This is a genomic window from Pseudomonas sp. NFPP07, assembly GCF_900115645.1.
In the GTDB taxonomy this organism is placed as follows: domain Bacteria; phylum Pseudomonadota; class Gammaproteobacteria; order Pseudomonadales; family Pseudomonadaceae; genus Aquipseudomonas; species Aquipseudomonas chlororaphis.
On record NZ_FOXG01000007.1, the window covers coordinates 216193 to 230237 of the forward strand.

Annotated in this window: 14 protein-coding genes; 4 read left to right on the forward strand and 10 right to left on the reverse strand. The window is 64.8% G+C overall.

Features of this window, described 5'->3' with window-relative positions:
- Positions 1-71: 71 nt before the first annotated feature.
- The gene (locus tag BM019_RS19350; RefSeq protein WP_164485217.1) at positions 72-884 is read left to right on the forward strand and encodes an HDOD domain-containing protein; all 813 of its coding nucleotides are present in this window, start codon (positions 72-74) and stop codon (positions 882-884) included.
- A gap of 34 nt (positions 885-918) precedes the next feature.
- The gene (mutM, locus tag BM019_RS19355) at positions 919-1731 is read left to right on the forward strand and encodes a bifunctional DNA-formamidopyrimidine glycosylase/DNA-(apurinic or apyrimidinic site) lyase (RefSeq protein WP_009046050.1); all 813 of its coding nucleotides are present in this window, start codon (positions 919-921) and stop codon (positions 1729-1731) included.
- Between the two features lie 128 nt (positions 1732-1859).
- Here the strand turns inward: mutM and BM019_RS19360 are convergent, their stop codons facing one another.
- The 5 genes from BM019_RS19360 to BM019_RS19380 all read right to left on the reverse strand — a co-directional run bounded on the left by BM019_RS19360 (position 1860) and on the right by BM019_RS19380 (position 6619).
- Positions 1860-2111 (reverse strand): YfhL family 4Fe-4S dicluster ferredoxin, encoded by a 252-nt coding sequence (locus tag BM019_RS19360; RefSeq protein WP_007921257.1) that lies wholly within the window; start codon positions 2109-2111, stop codon positions 1860-1862.
- A 157-nt stretch (positions 2112-2268) separates the two neighbouring features.
- Positions 2269-2748, reverse strand: coding sequence for a pantetheine-phosphate adenylyltransferase (gene coaD, locus BM019_RS19365; protein ID WP_003229157.1), 480 nt, complete (start codon positions 2746-2748; stop codon positions 2269-2271).
- Between the two features lie 115 nt (positions 2749-2863).
- Positions 2864-4459, reverse strand: a complete 1596-nt coding sequence (locus BM019_RS19370) for a GMC family oxidoreductase (RefSeq protein ID WP_092419375.1) — start codon at positions 4457-4459, stop codon at positions 2864-2866.
- 156 nt (positions 4460-4615) lie between these two features.
- Positions 4616-5161 carry a twin-arginine translocation pathway signal protein gene (locus BM019_RS19375; protein ID WP_092419378.1) on the reverse strand — a complete coding sequence of 182 codons (546 nt, stop codon included), beginning with the start codon at positions 5159-5161 and terminating at the stop codon, positions 4616-4618.
- A gap of 27 nt (positions 5162-5188) precedes the next feature.
- On the reverse strand, positions 5189-6619 hold the full coding sequence (locus BM019_RS19380; RefSeq protein ID WP_092419381.1) for a coniferyl aldehyde dehydrogenase: 1431 nt from the start codon (positions 6617-6619) through the stop codon (positions 5189-5191).
- A gap of 145 nt (positions 6620-6764) precedes the next feature.
- Between BM019_RS19380 and BM019_RS19385 the strand changes: the two genes are divergently transcribed.
- Both BM019_RS19385 and BM019_RS19390 read left to right on the forward strand, forming a co-directional pair.
- Complete coding sequence (locus BM019_RS19385; protein ID WP_009046046.1) at positions 6765-7436, forward strand: TetR/AcrR family transcriptional regulator; 672 nt, start codon at positions 6765-6767, stop codon at positions 7434-7436.
- A 39-nt stretch (positions 7437-7475) separates the two neighbouring features.
- Positions 7476-8330, forward strand: coding sequence for a sulfurtransferase (locus tag BM019_RS19390; protein WP_092419384.1), 855 nt, complete (start codon positions 7476-7478; stop codon positions 8328-8330).
- A gap of 130 nt (positions 8331-8460) precedes the next feature.
- On the opposite strand, the gene BM019_RS19395 is transcribed toward BM019_RS19390, so the two are convergent.
- From BM019_RS19395 to BM019_RS19415, 5 genes are all read right to left on the reverse strand, one after another.
- The gene (locus tag BM019_RS19395) at positions 8461-9294 is read right to left on the reverse strand and encodes an AraC family transcriptional regulator (RefSeq protein WP_053262997.1); all 834 of its coding nucleotides are present in this window, start codon (positions 9292-9294) and stop codon (positions 8461-8463) included.
- Positions 9291-10295, reverse strand: a complete 1005-nt coding sequence (locus BM019_RS19400) for a hydrolase (RefSeq protein WP_092419387.1) — start codon at positions 10293-10295, stop codon at positions 9291-9293. The genes BM019_RS19395 and BM019_RS19400 overlap by 4 nt, the downstream gene beginning before the upstream one ends.
- A gap of 63 nt (positions 10296-10358) precedes the next feature.
- Positions 10359-10979, reverse strand: a complete 621-nt coding sequence (gene rsmD, locus BM019_RS19405) for a 16S rRNA (guanine(966)-N(2))-methyltransferase RsmD (RefSeq protein ID WP_009046042.1) — start codon at positions 10977-10979, stop codon at positions 10359-10361.
- Positions 10979-12469 carry a M16 family metallopeptidase gene (locus tag BM019_RS19410; protein ID WP_092419390.1) on the reverse strand — a complete coding sequence of 497 codons (1491 nt, stop codon included), beginning with the start codon at positions 12467-12469 and terminating at the stop codon, positions 10979-10981. The genes rsmD and BM019_RS19410 overlap by 1 nt, the downstream gene beginning before the upstream one ends.
- A complete protein-coding gene (locus tag BM019_RS19415) occupies positions 12462-13817 on the reverse strand; it encodes a M16 family metallopeptidase (protein ID WP_007921220.1) in 1356 nt (451 codons plus the stop codon). The genes BM019_RS19410 and BM019_RS19415 overlap by 8 nt, the downstream gene beginning before the upstream one ends.
- Between the last annotated feature and the right edge of the window lie 228 nt (positions 13818-14045).

Sequence of the window (14045 nt, forward strand, 5' to 3'; positions counted from 1 at the left end):
TACCTATGTCCCAAGCGATGTCCCAAGAGCTTTCCGCCGAACAGATTCAACAGGCCCTGCAAGGCATCAGCGTGCCGCCCCAACCGCAGATCATGGTGGATCTGCAGATGGAGCAGTACATGCCCGACCCTGACCTGGAAGTGATCGCGCGGCTGATCTCCCAGGACCCGGGCCTCTCCGGCGCCCTGCTGAAAATCGTCAACTCGCCGTATTACGGGCTGAGCAACAAGATCGCCTCGATCCAGCGCGCGGTGAACCTGCTGGGCAGCCGTTCGATCATCAACCTGATCAACGCGCAGTCGATCAAGGGCGAGATGAGCGACGAAACCATCGTCACCCTCAACCGTTTCTGGGACACCGCCCAGGATGTGGCGATGACCTGCCTGACCCTGGCCAAGCGCACCGGCTCGCAAGCGGTCGACGAGGCTTATGCCCTGGGCCTGTTCCACGATTGCGGCGTGCCGCTGATGCTCAAGCGCTTCCCCGACTACATGACGGTGCTGGAAGAGGCCTACGCTAGCGCGGGCCCCGAGAACCGCGTGGTGGATACGGAAAACCGTGTGTTCAACACCAACCACGCGGTGGTCGGTTATTACACGGCCAAGTCCTGGCGCCTGCCGGAGCACGTGACCAACGCCATCGCCAATCACCACAACGCCCTGGCGATCTTCAGCGACGAGTCGTCGCGCAACAGCCAGCTGAAGAACCTGCTGGCGATCCTGAAAATGGCCGAGCATATCTGCGCGTCCTACCGGGTGCTGGGCAATCAGGTCGATGATCATGAATGGAACAGCATCGGCCATCTGATCCTCGATTACGTCGGTCTGTCCGACTACGACTTCGAGAACCTCAAGGAAACCGTGCGCGAACTGGGCGCGCACTGATTCCCGACCACGTTATAGAGAATACGAGGCACACATGCCTGAATTACCGGAAGTCGAAACCACCCGGCGCGGTATCGCGCCGCACCTGGAAGGGCAGCGCGTCAGCCGCGTGATCGTGCGCGACCGGCGTCTGCGCTGGCCGATTCCGGAGGACCTCGATGTGCGCCTGTCCGGCCAGCAGATCGTCAAGGTCGAGCGCCGCGCCAAGTACCTGCTGATCAATGCCGAAGTCGGCACCCTGATCAGTCACCTGGGCATGTCGGGCAACCTGCGCCTGGTGGAGGTCGGCTTGCCGGCGGCCAAGCACGAGCATGTCGACATCGAGCTGGAGTCCGGCCTGGCCCTGCGCTACACCGACCCGCGGCGCTTTGGCGCGATGCTCTGGAGCCTGGACCCGCTCAATCACGAACTGCTGATCCGCCTGGGGCCGGAGCCGCTGACCGACCTGTTCGACGGCGAGCGCCTGTATCAGCTGTCGCGGGGACGTTCGATGGCGGTCAAGCCGTTCATCATGGACAACGCGGTGGTGGTGGGGGTGGGCAATATCTATGCGACCGAAGCGCTGTTCGCCGCTGGCATCGACCCGCGCCGCGAAGCCAAGGGGATTTCCCGGGCGCGCTACCTGAAGCTGGCGATCGAGATCAAGCGCATCCTGGCCGCGGCCATCGAGCGCGGCGGCACCACCCTGCGCGACTTTATCGGCGGCGACGGGCAGCCGGGCTATTTCCAGCAGGAACTGTTCGTCTACGGGCGCGGCGGGGAACACTGCAAGGTCTGTGGCACGGGGCTGCGGGAGATCAAGCTGGGGCAGCGTGCGAGCGTGTATTGCCCTAAATGCCAGAGCTGATCGCCTGTAGCCGCTGCCGAAGGCTGCGATAGGTCCGTAGGACCTGTGGCGATCTTACTGGCGTCGCGGCCGTTTCGGCCGATCGCAGCCTTCGGCAGCGGCTACGATCGCAAGTCTCGATGGCTGTGTTATGCCTTGCCGGTGATCTTCCGGTACTTGGCCATCAACTCTTCTTCGGTTTCCGGATGGGCCTCGTCCAGCGGGATGCAATCCACCGGGCAGACCTGCTGGCATTGCGGCTCGTCATAGTGGCCGACGCATTGGGTGCACAGGTTCGGGTCGATCACGTAGATCTCTTCGCCTTGGGAAATCGCGGCGTTCGGGCACTCGGGTTCGCAGACGTCGCAGTTGATGCAATCGTCGGTGATGATCAGGGACATGGGGCACTCCGGCCGGGGCGGCGGGCCCAGGCATTTGAAAAACCAATGGCGCAATTGTGCCGCATTGGCGAGCGCAGTGCACGCGGGCGCGATGGGAGGGGCGTTTGCAGGTCGACTGCGCGGAAGCCGGCGCGGGCTGCGCCAGCTCCCGCGGGAGTTATTTCTTGAAGCGCAAGGTCAGGGCGTCGGCCACGGCCGGATGCACGAACTTGCTGATATCGCCGCCCAATGCCGCGATTTCCCGGACCAGGGTCGAGGAAATGAACGAATAACGCTCCGACGGCGTGAGGAACAGGCTTTCCACGTCCGGCGCCAGTTGGCGGTTCATGTTGGCCAGCTGGAATTCGTATTCGAAGTCCGAAACCGCCCGCAGCCCCCGCAGGAAGACATTGGCGTTCTGCTCCTTGGCGAAATGCGCCAGCAGCGTGGAAAAACCGACGACTTCAACGTTCGGCAGATGCTTGGTGACCTCGCGAGCCAGTTCCACACGCTGTTCCAGGGGAAAAAGCGGGTTTTTCTTCGGGCTGGCGGCGACGGCGATGATCACATGATCGAACAGGCGCGAGGCGCGTTCGACCAGATCGCCATGGCCCTTGGTAATAGGGTCGAAGGTACCTGGGTACAACACTCGGTTCATCGCGTCGTCCTGGCGGGAGTCCGTTGGGGAGTCGGATGGTATCGCAGCCTTTCCGGTCGGCCAAGTCGCCTGTAACGGAAGAAAGCACTATAGACGACGAAAATAAGCGGCGTTTTCACCCGCTTTTCAGCCGTTCGGCCAGGGCCGTGGCCAGTTGCGCGGTCAGGCCGTAGACCGACAGTTGCGGATTGGCGCCGATGCTGGTGGGGAACAGCGAACCGTCGTGGATCGACAGATTGGCCAGCTGGTGATGCCGGCCCAGGCTGTCGGCGACGGCGTTTTTCGGGTCTTCGCCCATGGCGCAACCGCCCATCACATGGGCGCTGCCCAGGCGGGTGCGGTACAGCGCAAGGTTCAGGCCGTCGATCAGTGTCTTGGCCTCGGCCAGGGTCTTCACGTAGCGGGCATCGCTGTGCATTGGCATGACTGCTTTGGCGCCGCCGGCGAACTGGATCTGCGCCATGCTGTGAAAGGCCCGCCGCACGCCGTCCCAGGCGTAGTCCGAGACCTGGTAGTCGAGCACCGGCGAGCCGTCGCCGCGCAGTTCCACGCTGCCGCCGCTGCTGTCCGGGTGAAAACCGTCGCGCAGCAGCGCGAGCATGGCGTGGGTGTGGGGCAACTGCTGCATGTTCAGGGCGCTCTGCGGGCCGAAACCGCCGAGCAGGGTGGCGGCCAGCGCCGGTTGCAGCGGCGGCACCTCGAGCTTGTAGGACATTTTGCCGGTGGTACCGTCCAGCCACTGGAAATGATCGGAATAGATCGACTGCGGCGCCCCGTAGAACGGGTTGATCACCTGGTCGAACTGCCCGGCGGAAAAGTTCACCAGGTGCAGGAAGGTGCGTTTGCCCAGGCGCTTGTGCGGGTCGGCCGCGTCGGAGCGCAGCAGCAGGGCCGGGCTGTTGATCCCGCCACCGGCCAGCACGTAGTGCCGGGCCTTGACCTGGATGGTGCGCCCGGTGGGCGCCACGCAGCGCTCGTCCATGGCCAGGCAGAGCAGGCTCTCGACCTGGTCGCCCTTGATCTGCAGGCGCTCGGCGCGGGCCAGGTACAGCAGCTCGCCGCCTTTCTCCAGGGTCGCGGGAATGGTGGTAACCATCATCGACTGCTTGGCGTTGGTCGGGCAGCCCATGCCGCAATAGCCGAGGTTCCAGCAGCCGCGCACGTTGCGCGGGATCACGTGCCAGCTGTAGCCGAGTTTCTCGCAGCCGATCCTGATCACGTCGTTGTTGGCGTTGGGTGGCATGATCCAGGGGGTGACGCCCAGGCGTTGCTCCATTTTTTCGAACCAGGGCGCCATTTCGGCCGGGCTGTGGCCCTTGACGTCGTGCTCCTTGGCCCAGTGCTCCAGGGTCGGCTCGGGGGTACGGAAGCTGGACGTCCAGTTGATCAGGGTGGTGCCGCCGACCGCGCGGCCTTGCAGGATGGTGATGGCGCCATCCTTGCTCATGCGGCCGATGCCTTCCTGATAGAGGCTGGCGTAGGCCTGGTCCTCGAGCATCTTGAAGTCGTCGCTGGTCTTGAGCGGCCCTTCCTCGATCAGCAGCACCTTGTAGCCGGCGGCGCTGAGGATCTCGGCGGTGGTGCCGCCGCCCGCGCCGCTGCCGATGATGGCGACATCCGCTTCGAGGGTCAGGTTCTCCTGCAATTGCGAACCGTTGTAGGTTTTCCAGCCTCGGGCCAGGCCTTCGCGAAACAGATCGGGTACGGGCATATCAGGCGCTCTCTTGTTGTTCTGGGGCTTCTGGGTGCTTGTGTAGCCGCTGCCGAAGGCTGCGACAAGGTCCGTAGGACCTTCCGAGGGCTTTAGGAGCGCGTCTCCTGCGGAGCCGATCGCAGCCTTCGGCAGCGGCTACAGAGCGAGCAGTCTTCAGATTCTGGGTGGCCCGGGATAACCGCAATGGGCCCAGGATTCGGGGCGGCTGTACCAGGCCATCATCACCAGTTGCAGCAGGGACGCGTGGCCCATGCGCAGCAGGCTGAGGGAGCTGTTTTCCCAGCGCTTGAGGAAGTGCCGGATATCGTCGGCGCTGGCGTTCTCCCAACGGCCCCAGATGCCGGTCAGGGGGCCGCGCGTGATGCCCATGCCCAGCACGTCGAACAGCTGCTGGGTGAGCTTGAGCATTTCCGGCGACAGGTGGTCGAGGCTGTGATCCAGGCTTTTCAGGGTGGCGTCGAGCGCCGCCGGCAACTTCTCGGCGGCCACGGCACCGTCGAGCATGACCGGAAGCAGCGCCCGAAGAATCGGCAGGTCGCTGCTGCGCAATGCGGCAAAGCCGCTGGCAGGGGTGCTGGACGAGCAACCGCTGAGGCTGGCGCCGAGGCCGGCGGTGGTCAGGAACGCGCTGGCGCACAGGCCGATTTTCAACAGGCCACGGCGCGACAGTACGGGTGCGGCAGGCAGGTTGGGGGTCATTATTGTTATTACCCGGCAATGGTCTGGTTAACGGATGAACAGCTTCTGGATCAGCTTCTGGATCGGTTTGCCATAGGGCGGGTAGATCAGCCGTGCGGCATTCAGGCGCTGCTTGCTCAGCACCCCCTTGGCCTTGCTAAAGGTCAGGAAGCCCTCGTGACCGTGGTAATGGCCCATGCCCGAGTGGCCGATGCCGCCAAACGGCATGTCGTCCTGGGCGACGTGCAGCAGGGTGTCGTTGAGGCAGACCCCGCCCGAGTGGGTTTCGTTGAGTACCCGGTCCTGCTCGGCCTTGTCGTAGCCGAAGTAATAGAGCGCCAGCGGGCGAGGGCGCTGGTTGATGTAGGCGAAGGCCTGGTCCAGGCCGGTGTAGGGCACGATCGGCAGGATCGGGCCGAAGATCTCATCCTGCATCACCGTCATGTCGTCGCTGACATTCAGCATCAGGCTGTGGCCCATGCGCCGTTCCTGGTTCTCTTCGAACAGCGGGATCAGCAGCGCGCCCTTGCTGGTGGCGTCGCTGATGTAGCTGTTCAGGCGCGCCAGCTGCCGCGGGTTGATGATTGCGGTGTAGTCGGGGTTGTCGACCAGGGTCGGGAAGAAACCACGGACCACCTGGCGATAGGCGTCGACGAAGGCGCCGACGCGGTGTTCCGGGACCAGCACGTAGTCCGGGGCGACGCAGGTCTGGCCGGCGTTCATGGTCTTGCCGAAGGCGATGCGTTCGGCGGCGTCCTTGAGCGGTACGTCGTCGGACACGATGGCCGGAGACTTGCCGCCCAGCTCCAGGGTCACCGGGGTCAGGTTTTCCGCCGCGGCGCGCATCACATGCTTGCCGATGCTGGTGGCGCCGGTGAACAGCAGGTGATCGAAGGGCAGCCGGGAGAAGGCCACGCCCACATCGGCTTCGCCCAGCACCACGGCGACCAGGTCCTCGGGGAACGCCTTGGCCAGCAGGCGCTTGAGCAGCAGGCCGGTGGCGGGGGTCGATTCGCTGAGCTTGAGCAGCACCCGGTTGCCGGCGGCGAGCGCGCCCACCAGCGGGCCGATGGCCAGGTACAGGGGGTAGTTCCACGGCACGATCACCCCGACCACGCCCAATGGCTGGTAGACGACCTTGGCCGAGGCCGGCTGGAAGGCCACGCCGACCTTGCGCCGCGAAGGTTTCATCCAGCCCTTGAGGTGTTTGCTGGCGTAGTGGATGCCATGCAGGCTGGGCATGATTTCGGCGAACAGGGTTTCGTCGGCGCTGCGATGGCTGAAATCTTCGCTGATGGCATCGATCAGGGCCTGGCGTTCGCTGTCGAGCAGCTCGCGCAGGCTCTTGAGCCATTGCTGGCGCTGGGCGGCCGGCGGCATGGGGTTGGCTGCGAAGGCCTGGCGCTGGGCGGCGAACAGACGGTGGAGCTCATCCAGCTGCTGGTGGGCTTCCGGCAAGTAGGCGATTTCGGCAGACATGGGCGACTCCGGGTTTTGTGGGTGGGAAGTTTTTAGAGTTTATGCTCTAAAATGTCAAATGACATCCCGGGCCGGCTTTGATTTATCCCGTTGGGGATAGGTCGTAAGATGCCGGGCAACGCCTTCTCGATTAAAGCCCACGCTCATGGCCCCACGCATAAAAACCCGCGAACGTATCGTCCAGAACAGCCTGGAGCTGTTCAACCAGCAAGGCGAACGCAGTGTCAGCACCAACCACATTGCGGCCCACATGGAGATTTCGCCGGGCAACCTGTATTACCACTTCCCCAACAAGCAGGCGATCATCGCCGTGCTGTTCTGCGAGTACGAAGCCCTGGTCGACAGCTTCCTGCGCCTGCCCCAGGGCCGTACCGTGACCGTCGAGGACAAGCGCTATTACCTGCAGGAGCTGCTGGCCGCCATGTGGCGCTATCGCTTCCTGCACCGCGACCTGGAACACCTGCTCGACAGCGACGCCGAACTGGCCGCCCGTTATCGGCGCTTCTCCCAGCGCTGCCTGATCCACGGCACGGCGATCTACGAAGGTTTCGTCGAGGCCGGCATCCTGCGGATGGACAAGGTGCAGATCGAGTCCCTGACCCTCAATGCCTGGATCATCCTTACCTCCTGGGTGCGTTTTTTGTGCACCACCCGGGAAAACTCCGCGCACCTGAGCGAAGAAGCCATCAAGCGCGGCGTGTATCAGGTGCTGGTGCTGGAAGCCGGATTTGTCACCGACCACGCCCGGGAGGCGGTCGACGCGCTATACGACGAGTTTTACGTGCCCCTGGCGCAAGCCCTGGAAGAAGTGCAGTAGGATCTGGATCAAGTCATCGTTCAATTACTGGAGCCCGTCATGCCCATCGCGCAACTGATCAGTCCACAGCAATTGGCCGCTCGCCTGGAGCAGCCCGGGCTGGTGATTCTCGATTGTCGTTTTGCCCTGGAAGACCCGGATTACGGCCAGCGCAGCTATGCCGGGGGGCATTTGGCCGGCGCGCATTTTGCCGACCTGGAGCGCGACCTCAGTGGCCGGGTGGTCAAGGGCGTGACCGGGCGCCATCCGCTGCCCGAACCGGCGACGCTGATCGCGCGCCTGCAAGCCTGGGGCATCGACGCCGACAGTGACATCGTGCTTTACGACGACGGCCCCGGTGCCTATGCCGCCCGCGCCTGGTGGCTGCTGGCCTGGCTGGGCAAGCGCGACGGCGTGTTCATTCTCGATGGCGGCCTGAAAGCCTGGCACGCCGCGGGCCTGCCATTGAGCCTGGATCCACCGGCCAATGTCCCCGGCCACTTCACTGGCCAGCCCGACCAACCCCTGCTGTTGAGTGCCGAGCAACTGCAAAAGCGCCTCGGCCAGCCGACCCTGACCCTGCTCGACGCCCGCGCCCAGCCACGTTTTCGCGGCGAAGTGGAGCCGATCGACCCGGTGGCCGGGCATATCCCCGGCGCGCAATGCGCGGCTTTCACCGACAACCTGGATAGCGACGGCCGTTTCCTGCCGGCCGATCAGCTCAAGAAGCGCTTTGCCGCGAAGCTGGGCGAGCGTTCGCCGAGCGAACTGGTGGCGTACTGCGGCTCGGGCGTGACTGCCTGTCACAACCTGTTCGCCCTGTGCCTGGCCGGTTATCCCCTGGGCAGGCTGTATGCCGGCTCCTGGAGCGAATGGATCACCGATCCGCAGCGCGCAGTCGCCACGGGCGACTGAGCCAAAAGCATTCCTGTAGGAGCGAGCTTGCTCGCGAAAAAAACCTTTCGGCGGCGTGCTCTGCCAGAAATGGCGTGCCGTCTGCAAGGGTGGATCGCGAGCAAGCTCGCTCCTGCAAGGGAGTGTCGGTTCAGAGGGACTGGCGGGCGCTGCGATAGGCCGCCGGCCCCACGCCGTAGACCTGCTTGAACTGCCGGCTCAGATGGCTCTGGTCGGCGAACCCCAATTGTGTCGCCACTTCCAGCGGCAGGCAGCCGTCGCGCAGCAGTGCCCGGGCCTGGGCGATGCGCTGTTGCATCAGCCAGGTGTGCGGCGGCATGCCGGTGGCGCGGCGGAACACCCGGGCGAAATGGAAGGGCGAGAGATTCACCGCCGCGGCCAGTTCCTCCAGGGAGGGCGGGGCCGCCAGCTGCGCTTGCAGCAACTCCTTGGCCTGGACGATCGCCCGGTGTTCCCGCCCGGGTTTGCCCGGCGCCTTGACCCCGGCGTGACGCCGCAGCAGCAAGAGCATCATTTCCCGCCACAGGGTCTGTTGTTGCAGGGCGGTGGCCGGGCTTTCCAGCAGTTGATGCAACTGGCAGAAACCGCTGACCAGATCGGGGTCGCGATACAGCGTGGCGCCGAAGGCCGGCAGGCTGTCGGTGGGTAGTTCCAGCTCGCCGAGCATGGCGAGGATCTGCGCGTTGTCCGGATAAAACGCCCGGTACAGCCAGCCGTCCTCGGTGCCTTTGTGGCCGGTGTGCAGCTCGTCCGGGTTGATCAGCACCAGGGTGCCGCGCCCCGCCAGGTGCTCGGCGCCGCGATAACGGTAGCGCTGGGCGCCGTCCATGATCATGCCGATCACATAGCCGTCATGCACATGGGGCACGAAGCGATGCTCGATGTAACGCGCGGCCAGCAACTCCACGCCGGCCAGGGGCGCGGTTTGCCAGAAACGGATCGACTCGCCCTGGCCGCCGTTCATCGCAACTCTCCCCCCAGGCCGGCCAGCCACTGGGGAATGCGTCGCTCCAGGTAATAACCCGGAGTCTTCACCGAACCCTCGACAAAACCGACGTGCCCGCCCTTGGCCTGCAGCTCGAGGTGGGTGCTGTCGGACAGCTCGCCGGCTTCCGGCAGGCTGTGGGGGAACACGAAAGGATCGTCCGCGGCCTGGATAATCAGGGTTTGCGTGCGGATTTCCCCGAGGAAATACCGGCTGGAGGCGCGCCGGTAATAGTCCTGGGCATCGGCGAAGCCATTCAGCGGCGCGGTGACCCGGCCGTCGAAGTCCCAGAAGGTGCGCATCTTCTCCAGCGGCCCGAGCCGTTCCAGCACGGCCAGGCCCTCATGGCGCCCGTCGTGCTGGAACTGGCGCTGCTTGTCCTTGATGTAGGCCAGCATCTCGCGCATGAAATGCGCCTGGTAGACCTTGGAAAACCCCTGGCCGATGCGGTCGGCGCACTGGTCCAGGCGAAACGGCACCGACACTGCGACGGCGCCTTGCAGCTGACTGGCGCTGCCGCTTTCCCCCAGGTGCTTGAGCAATACATTGCCGCCCAGTGAGTAGCCCACCGCGAACAGTGGGGCCTGCGGGCGTTTGCTGCGCAGGTGGTCGATGGCGGCGGCCAGGTCTTCGCTGGCTCCCGAGTGGTAACTGCGCGGCAGCAGGTTGGGTTCGCCCGAGCAGCCACGCCAGTTCAGCGCCGCGCTGGCCCAGCCTTGGCTCGCCAGGGCTTTTTGCAGGCCGGCCACGTAAGGCGAGTTGGAAGAGCCGGTCAGGCCGTGCAGCACCAGCACCAGGGGCGCGGTGGCGGAGTGCGGGCCGTGCCAGTCGAGATCGAGAAAGTCGCCGTCGTCGAGCCACAGGCGTTCGCGCTGGCGCTCGAGGTGAGTGGTCTTGCGCCATAGCGGGCCCCACAGGGTCTGCAGGTGCGGGTTGCCGAGGCCGAAGGCGGGAATGAAGCGATCTGACGGAGTAGGCACGGTGATTCTCGTAGCAGCGGTGCGCGTCCCCGGCGGGGCTGCGCACCTTTTCAGGCCAGTGGTTTAACCGGCGATCTCTGCCGTACGTTGCCACAAGGCGTAGTACACCTGCCCGGATTTTTGCTCGCGGTGCAGGCGCCAGTTCGCCGGGAGGCCGAGGGTCGAAGGCGCGGTTTCACTTTCGGTATAGACCCAGGCGTCGTCGGCCAGCCAGTCGCGTTCTTCCAGCAGGGCACAGGCGGCCGGCAGAAGGTTCTGATGGAACGGCGGGTCGAGGAACACCAGGTCGAAACGGCTGGCCGGCTGGGTTTCCAGATAACGCAGGGCGTCGGCGGTCTGCACCTGGCCGACGGTGCAGCGCAGGGTGCCCAGGTGTTCGCGCAGGCGCGACACGGCCAGGTTGCTGGCATCCAGCGCCTGGCCCATGGCGGCGCCACGGGACAGGGCTTCGAGAAACAGCGCGCCGCTGCCGGCGAACAGGTCGAGCACCTTGGCCCCGGCGACATAGGGCGCCAGCCAGTTGAACAGGGTTTCGCGCACCCGGTCCGGAGTCGGGCGCAGGCCCGGTACATCGGGGAAGCTCAGGCGGCGGCTGCGCCACTCGCCGCCGATGATGCGCAGTTGGCCCACACCGTTGTGCTGGTTATGGACGGGTTTCTTGCTGGGACGCGATGGGCTGGCCATTAGTGCTCCGGAACCCCGAGCGGCTGCTCGGCGGGTTTGTCAGTAGGGGCCGGCAGCGGCTTTTGCGGCACGGTCGGGCCGGCGGTGACGATGACTATCTTGTCGGCGCTCAGGTGCTTGTTCAGTACGTCCCGGACCTGCTCCACGGTCAGGCTCTGGGACTGCTGCATGAAGTCTTCAAGATAGCTCAGCGGCAGGTTGTAGAAGCCGATGGCGCCCAGTTGGCCGACGATGTCGGCGTTGCTGGCGGTGGACAGCGGGAAGCTGCCGGCCAGTTCGCGCTTGGCGTCGTCGAGTTCCTTCTGGGTCGGGCCGGACTTGAGGTAGTCGGCGAGCACGTCCTGCACCAGTTTGAGGGTACCCTCGCTCATTTCGGCACGGGTCTGCAGGTTGATCATGAACGGGCCACGGGCCTGCATCGGGCTGAAGCCGGAATAGACGCCGTAGGTCAGGCCGCGCTTCTCGCGCACTTCACTCATCAGCCGCGTGCCAAAACCACCACCGCCAAGGATCTGGTTGCCCAGGGACAACGCGGCGTAGTCCGGATCGTCACGATCGATGCCCAGTTGCGCCAACAGCAGGCTGGTCTGGCTGGAGGGATATTCGATATGGCCGATGCTGGCCTGTGGCTCGCTCGGTTGCGGGATTTTCGCCAGCGCCGGGCCTTTGGGCAGGGCGGCGGAGATCTGCGCGGCAATCGCCTCGGCATCGCTGCGCGACAGGTCGCCCACCAATGCGATCACCACGTTGCCGGCGGCATAGGCCTTGGCGTGGAACGCCCGCAGTTGGGCCAGGCTGATCGGCGGCACGCTCTGCGCGGTGCCATCGCTGGAATGGGCATACGGATGGCTGCCGTACAGGCGCTTCATCAGTTCCAGGCTCGCCAGCTTGCCGGGGTTCTGCTTCTGGTACTCGAAGCCGGCGAGCATCTGGTTCTTGATGCGCGCCAGGGAGTCGGCCGGGAAGGTCGGCTTGCCGACGACATCGGCGAACAGCTGCAGGGCCGGCGTGCGCTTGTCCGGCGCGCTGAGGCTGCGCAGGGAAGCGATGGCCATGTCCTTGTAGGCACCGTTGCCGAAATCGGCACCCAGGCCCTCGAAACCTTCGGCGATCGCGCCGACATCCTTGCCGGCCACGCCTTCGTTGAGCATGGCGTTGGTCAGCATCGCCAGGCCCGGCGCGTCGCCATCCTGGCTGCTGCCGGCGGCGAAGGTCAGGCGCATGTCGAACATCGGCAGCTCATGGGCTTCGACGAACAGCACCTTGGCGCCTTCGACAGTGCTCCAGGTCTTGATGTCGAGGCTGCGGCGGCTCGGGGCCTTGCCGTCGAGCTCGGCCAGGGATTGCAGCTTCTGGCTGCTCTTGGCCTTGTCCAGCGCCTGGCTGGCGTCGGATGGGGCCGCGCGCAGCAGATAAAGGCCGGCGGCGGCGATCAGGGCCACGAGTGCCAGGCCGAGCAGGACCGGGCTGGCGCTTTTGCGCTTACTCATGAGCGGACTCCTCAGGCAATACGTGGGCAACGCTCAGGCGTTCGCGGGTGAAATAGGTACGAGCGGCCTTCTGGATGTCTTCAGGGGTCACGCTTTGCAGTTCGGCGAGTTCGGTGTCCATGAGTTTCCACGACAGGCCGACGGTCTCCAGCTGGCCGATGGCGGTGGCCTGGCTGGTGATGGAGTCACGTTCGTAGACCAGGCCGGCGATCACCTGGGCGCGCACGCGTTCCAGTTCTTCGGCGGTCGGCGGGGTGGTTTTCAGCTCCTCGAGCAGGCGCCACAGCCCGGCTTCGGCCTGGGCGATGGTTTTCTTCTTCTGGCTGTTGGGCATGGCCGAAAGCAGGAACAGGCTGTCGCCGCGAGTGTAGGCGTCGAAGCTCGACGAGCCGCCGGACACCAGCTCTTCGCCGCGCTCCAGGCGGGTCGGGATGCGGGCGCTGTAGCCGCCGTCGAGCAGCGCGGCGATCAGGCGCAGGGCGTGCACCGAATGCTTGTCTTCGGCGGTGGCGATGCTCGGCACGTTGAAGGCCAGCATCACGCTCGGCAGCTGGGTCTTCACCCGCAGGGTGATCTGCCGCTCGCCGGGCTCGGCCAGTTCCAGGGGAATCTTCGCCGCGGGCACGGCGCGCTTGGGAATGGCGCCGAAATAACGTTGGGCCAGGGTTTTGACTTCGTCCGGGGTCACGTCGCCGACCACCACCAGGGTGGCGTTGTTCGGCACGTACCAGGATTCATACCAGTGGCGCAGTTCCTCGACCTTCATCCGGTTGAGGTCGGCCATCCAGCCGATGGTCGGCGTGTGGTAGCCGCTGGCCGGGTAGGCCATCGCCTTGAAGCGCTCGAAGGCCTTGGACATCGGCTTGTCGTCGGTGCGCAGGCGGCGCTCTTCCTTGATCACTTCGATTTCGCGGCTGAACTCGTCGGGCGGCAGGCGCAGGCTGGCCATGCGATCGGCTTCCAGCTCGAAGGCCACGCCCAGGCGGTCACGGGCCAGCACCTGGTAATAGGCGGTGAAATCGTCGCTGGTGAAGGCGTTCTCTTCGGCGCCCAGGTCGCGCAGGATCAGCGAGGCTTCGCCGGGGCCGACCTTTTCGCTGCCTTTGAACATCATGTGTTCCAGGGCGTGGGACAAACCGGTCTGGCCCGGGGTTTCGTAGCTGGAGCCGACTTTGTACCAGACCTGGGAGACCACGACCGGAGCCCGATGGTCTTCGCGGACCACGACCTTGAGGCCGTTGTCGAGGGTGAATTCGTGGGTGGGTTGTGGATCGGCAGCCAAGGCTGAAAGGGGCAGACAAACCGTACTGAGCAGCAGGCCTGCGGCGCGGCGGGCTAGAGCATTCATTCGTTTTTTAAACCTGTTGGACTGCCCGCTTGGTCTTAGCCTACGGGCGAGGAGGTGCTAGGATACTGATCCGTTTTACTGGCGGCCACGCCTATCAGGCCTTCGCAGATCAGAGTGTGCTTGAGCAGGTTGCATGGGTTTCCGGCAAGAAGTCTGGATTTACCAGCTAAACTTCGACTTTTCGCCGATTTTGCCGTTTCAGTCCTTTAGTAAAATCGATCCTTGAGA

Excerpts from the sequence above, each read along its gene's own strand:
- BM019_RS19410 (WP_092419390.1), bottom strand. The coding sequence starts at position 12,469 with ATGAGTAAGCGCAAAAGCGCCAGCCCGGTCCTGCTCGGCCTGGCACTC.
- BM019_RS19415 (WP_007921220.1), bottom strand. The coding sequence starts at position 13,817 with ATGAATGCTCTAGCCCGCCGCGCCGCAGGCCTGCTGCTCAGTACGGTT.
- BM019_RS19390 (WP_092419384.1), top strand. The coding sequence starts at position 7,476 with ATGCCCATCGCGCAACTGATCAGTCCACAGCAATTGGCCGCTCGCCTG.
- BM019_RS19375 (WP_092419378.1), bottom strand. The coding sequence starts at position 5,161 with ATGACCCCCAACCTGCCTGCCGCACCCGTACTGTCGCGCCGTGGCCTG.
- BM019_RS19395 (WP_053262997.1), bottom strand. The coding sequence starts at position 9,294 with ATGAACGGCGGCCAGGGCGAGTCGATCCGTTTCTGGCAAACCGCGCCC.
- rsmD (WP_009046042.1), bottom strand. The coding sequence starts at position 10,979 with ATGGCCAGCCCATCGCGTCCCAGCAAGAAACCCGTCCATAACCAGCAC.
- BM019_RS19385 (WP_009046046.1), top strand. The coding sequence starts at position 6,765 with ATGGCCCCACGCATAAAAACCCGCGAACGTATCGTCCAGAACAGCCTG.
- BM019_RS19360 (WP_007921257.1), bottom strand. The coding sequence starts at position 2,111 with ATGTCCCTGATCATCACCGACGATTGCATCAACTGCGACGTCTGCGAA.
- coaD (WP_003229157.1), bottom strand. The coding sequence starts at position 2,748 with ATGAACCGAGTGTTGTACCCAGGTACCTTCGACCCTATTACCAAGGGC.
- BM019_RS19380 (WP_092419381.1), bottom strand. The coding sequence starts at position 6,619 with ATGTCTGCCGAAATCGCCTACTTGCCGGAAGCCCACCAGCAGCTGGAT.
- mutM (WP_009046050.1), top strand. The coding sequence starts at position 919 with ATGCCTGAATTACCGGAAGTCGAAACCACCCGGCGCGGTATCGCGCCG.
- BM019_RS19370 (WP_092419375.1), bottom strand. The coding sequence starts at position 4,459 with ATGCCCGTACCCGATCTGTTTCGCGAAGGCCTGGCCCGAGGCTGGAAA.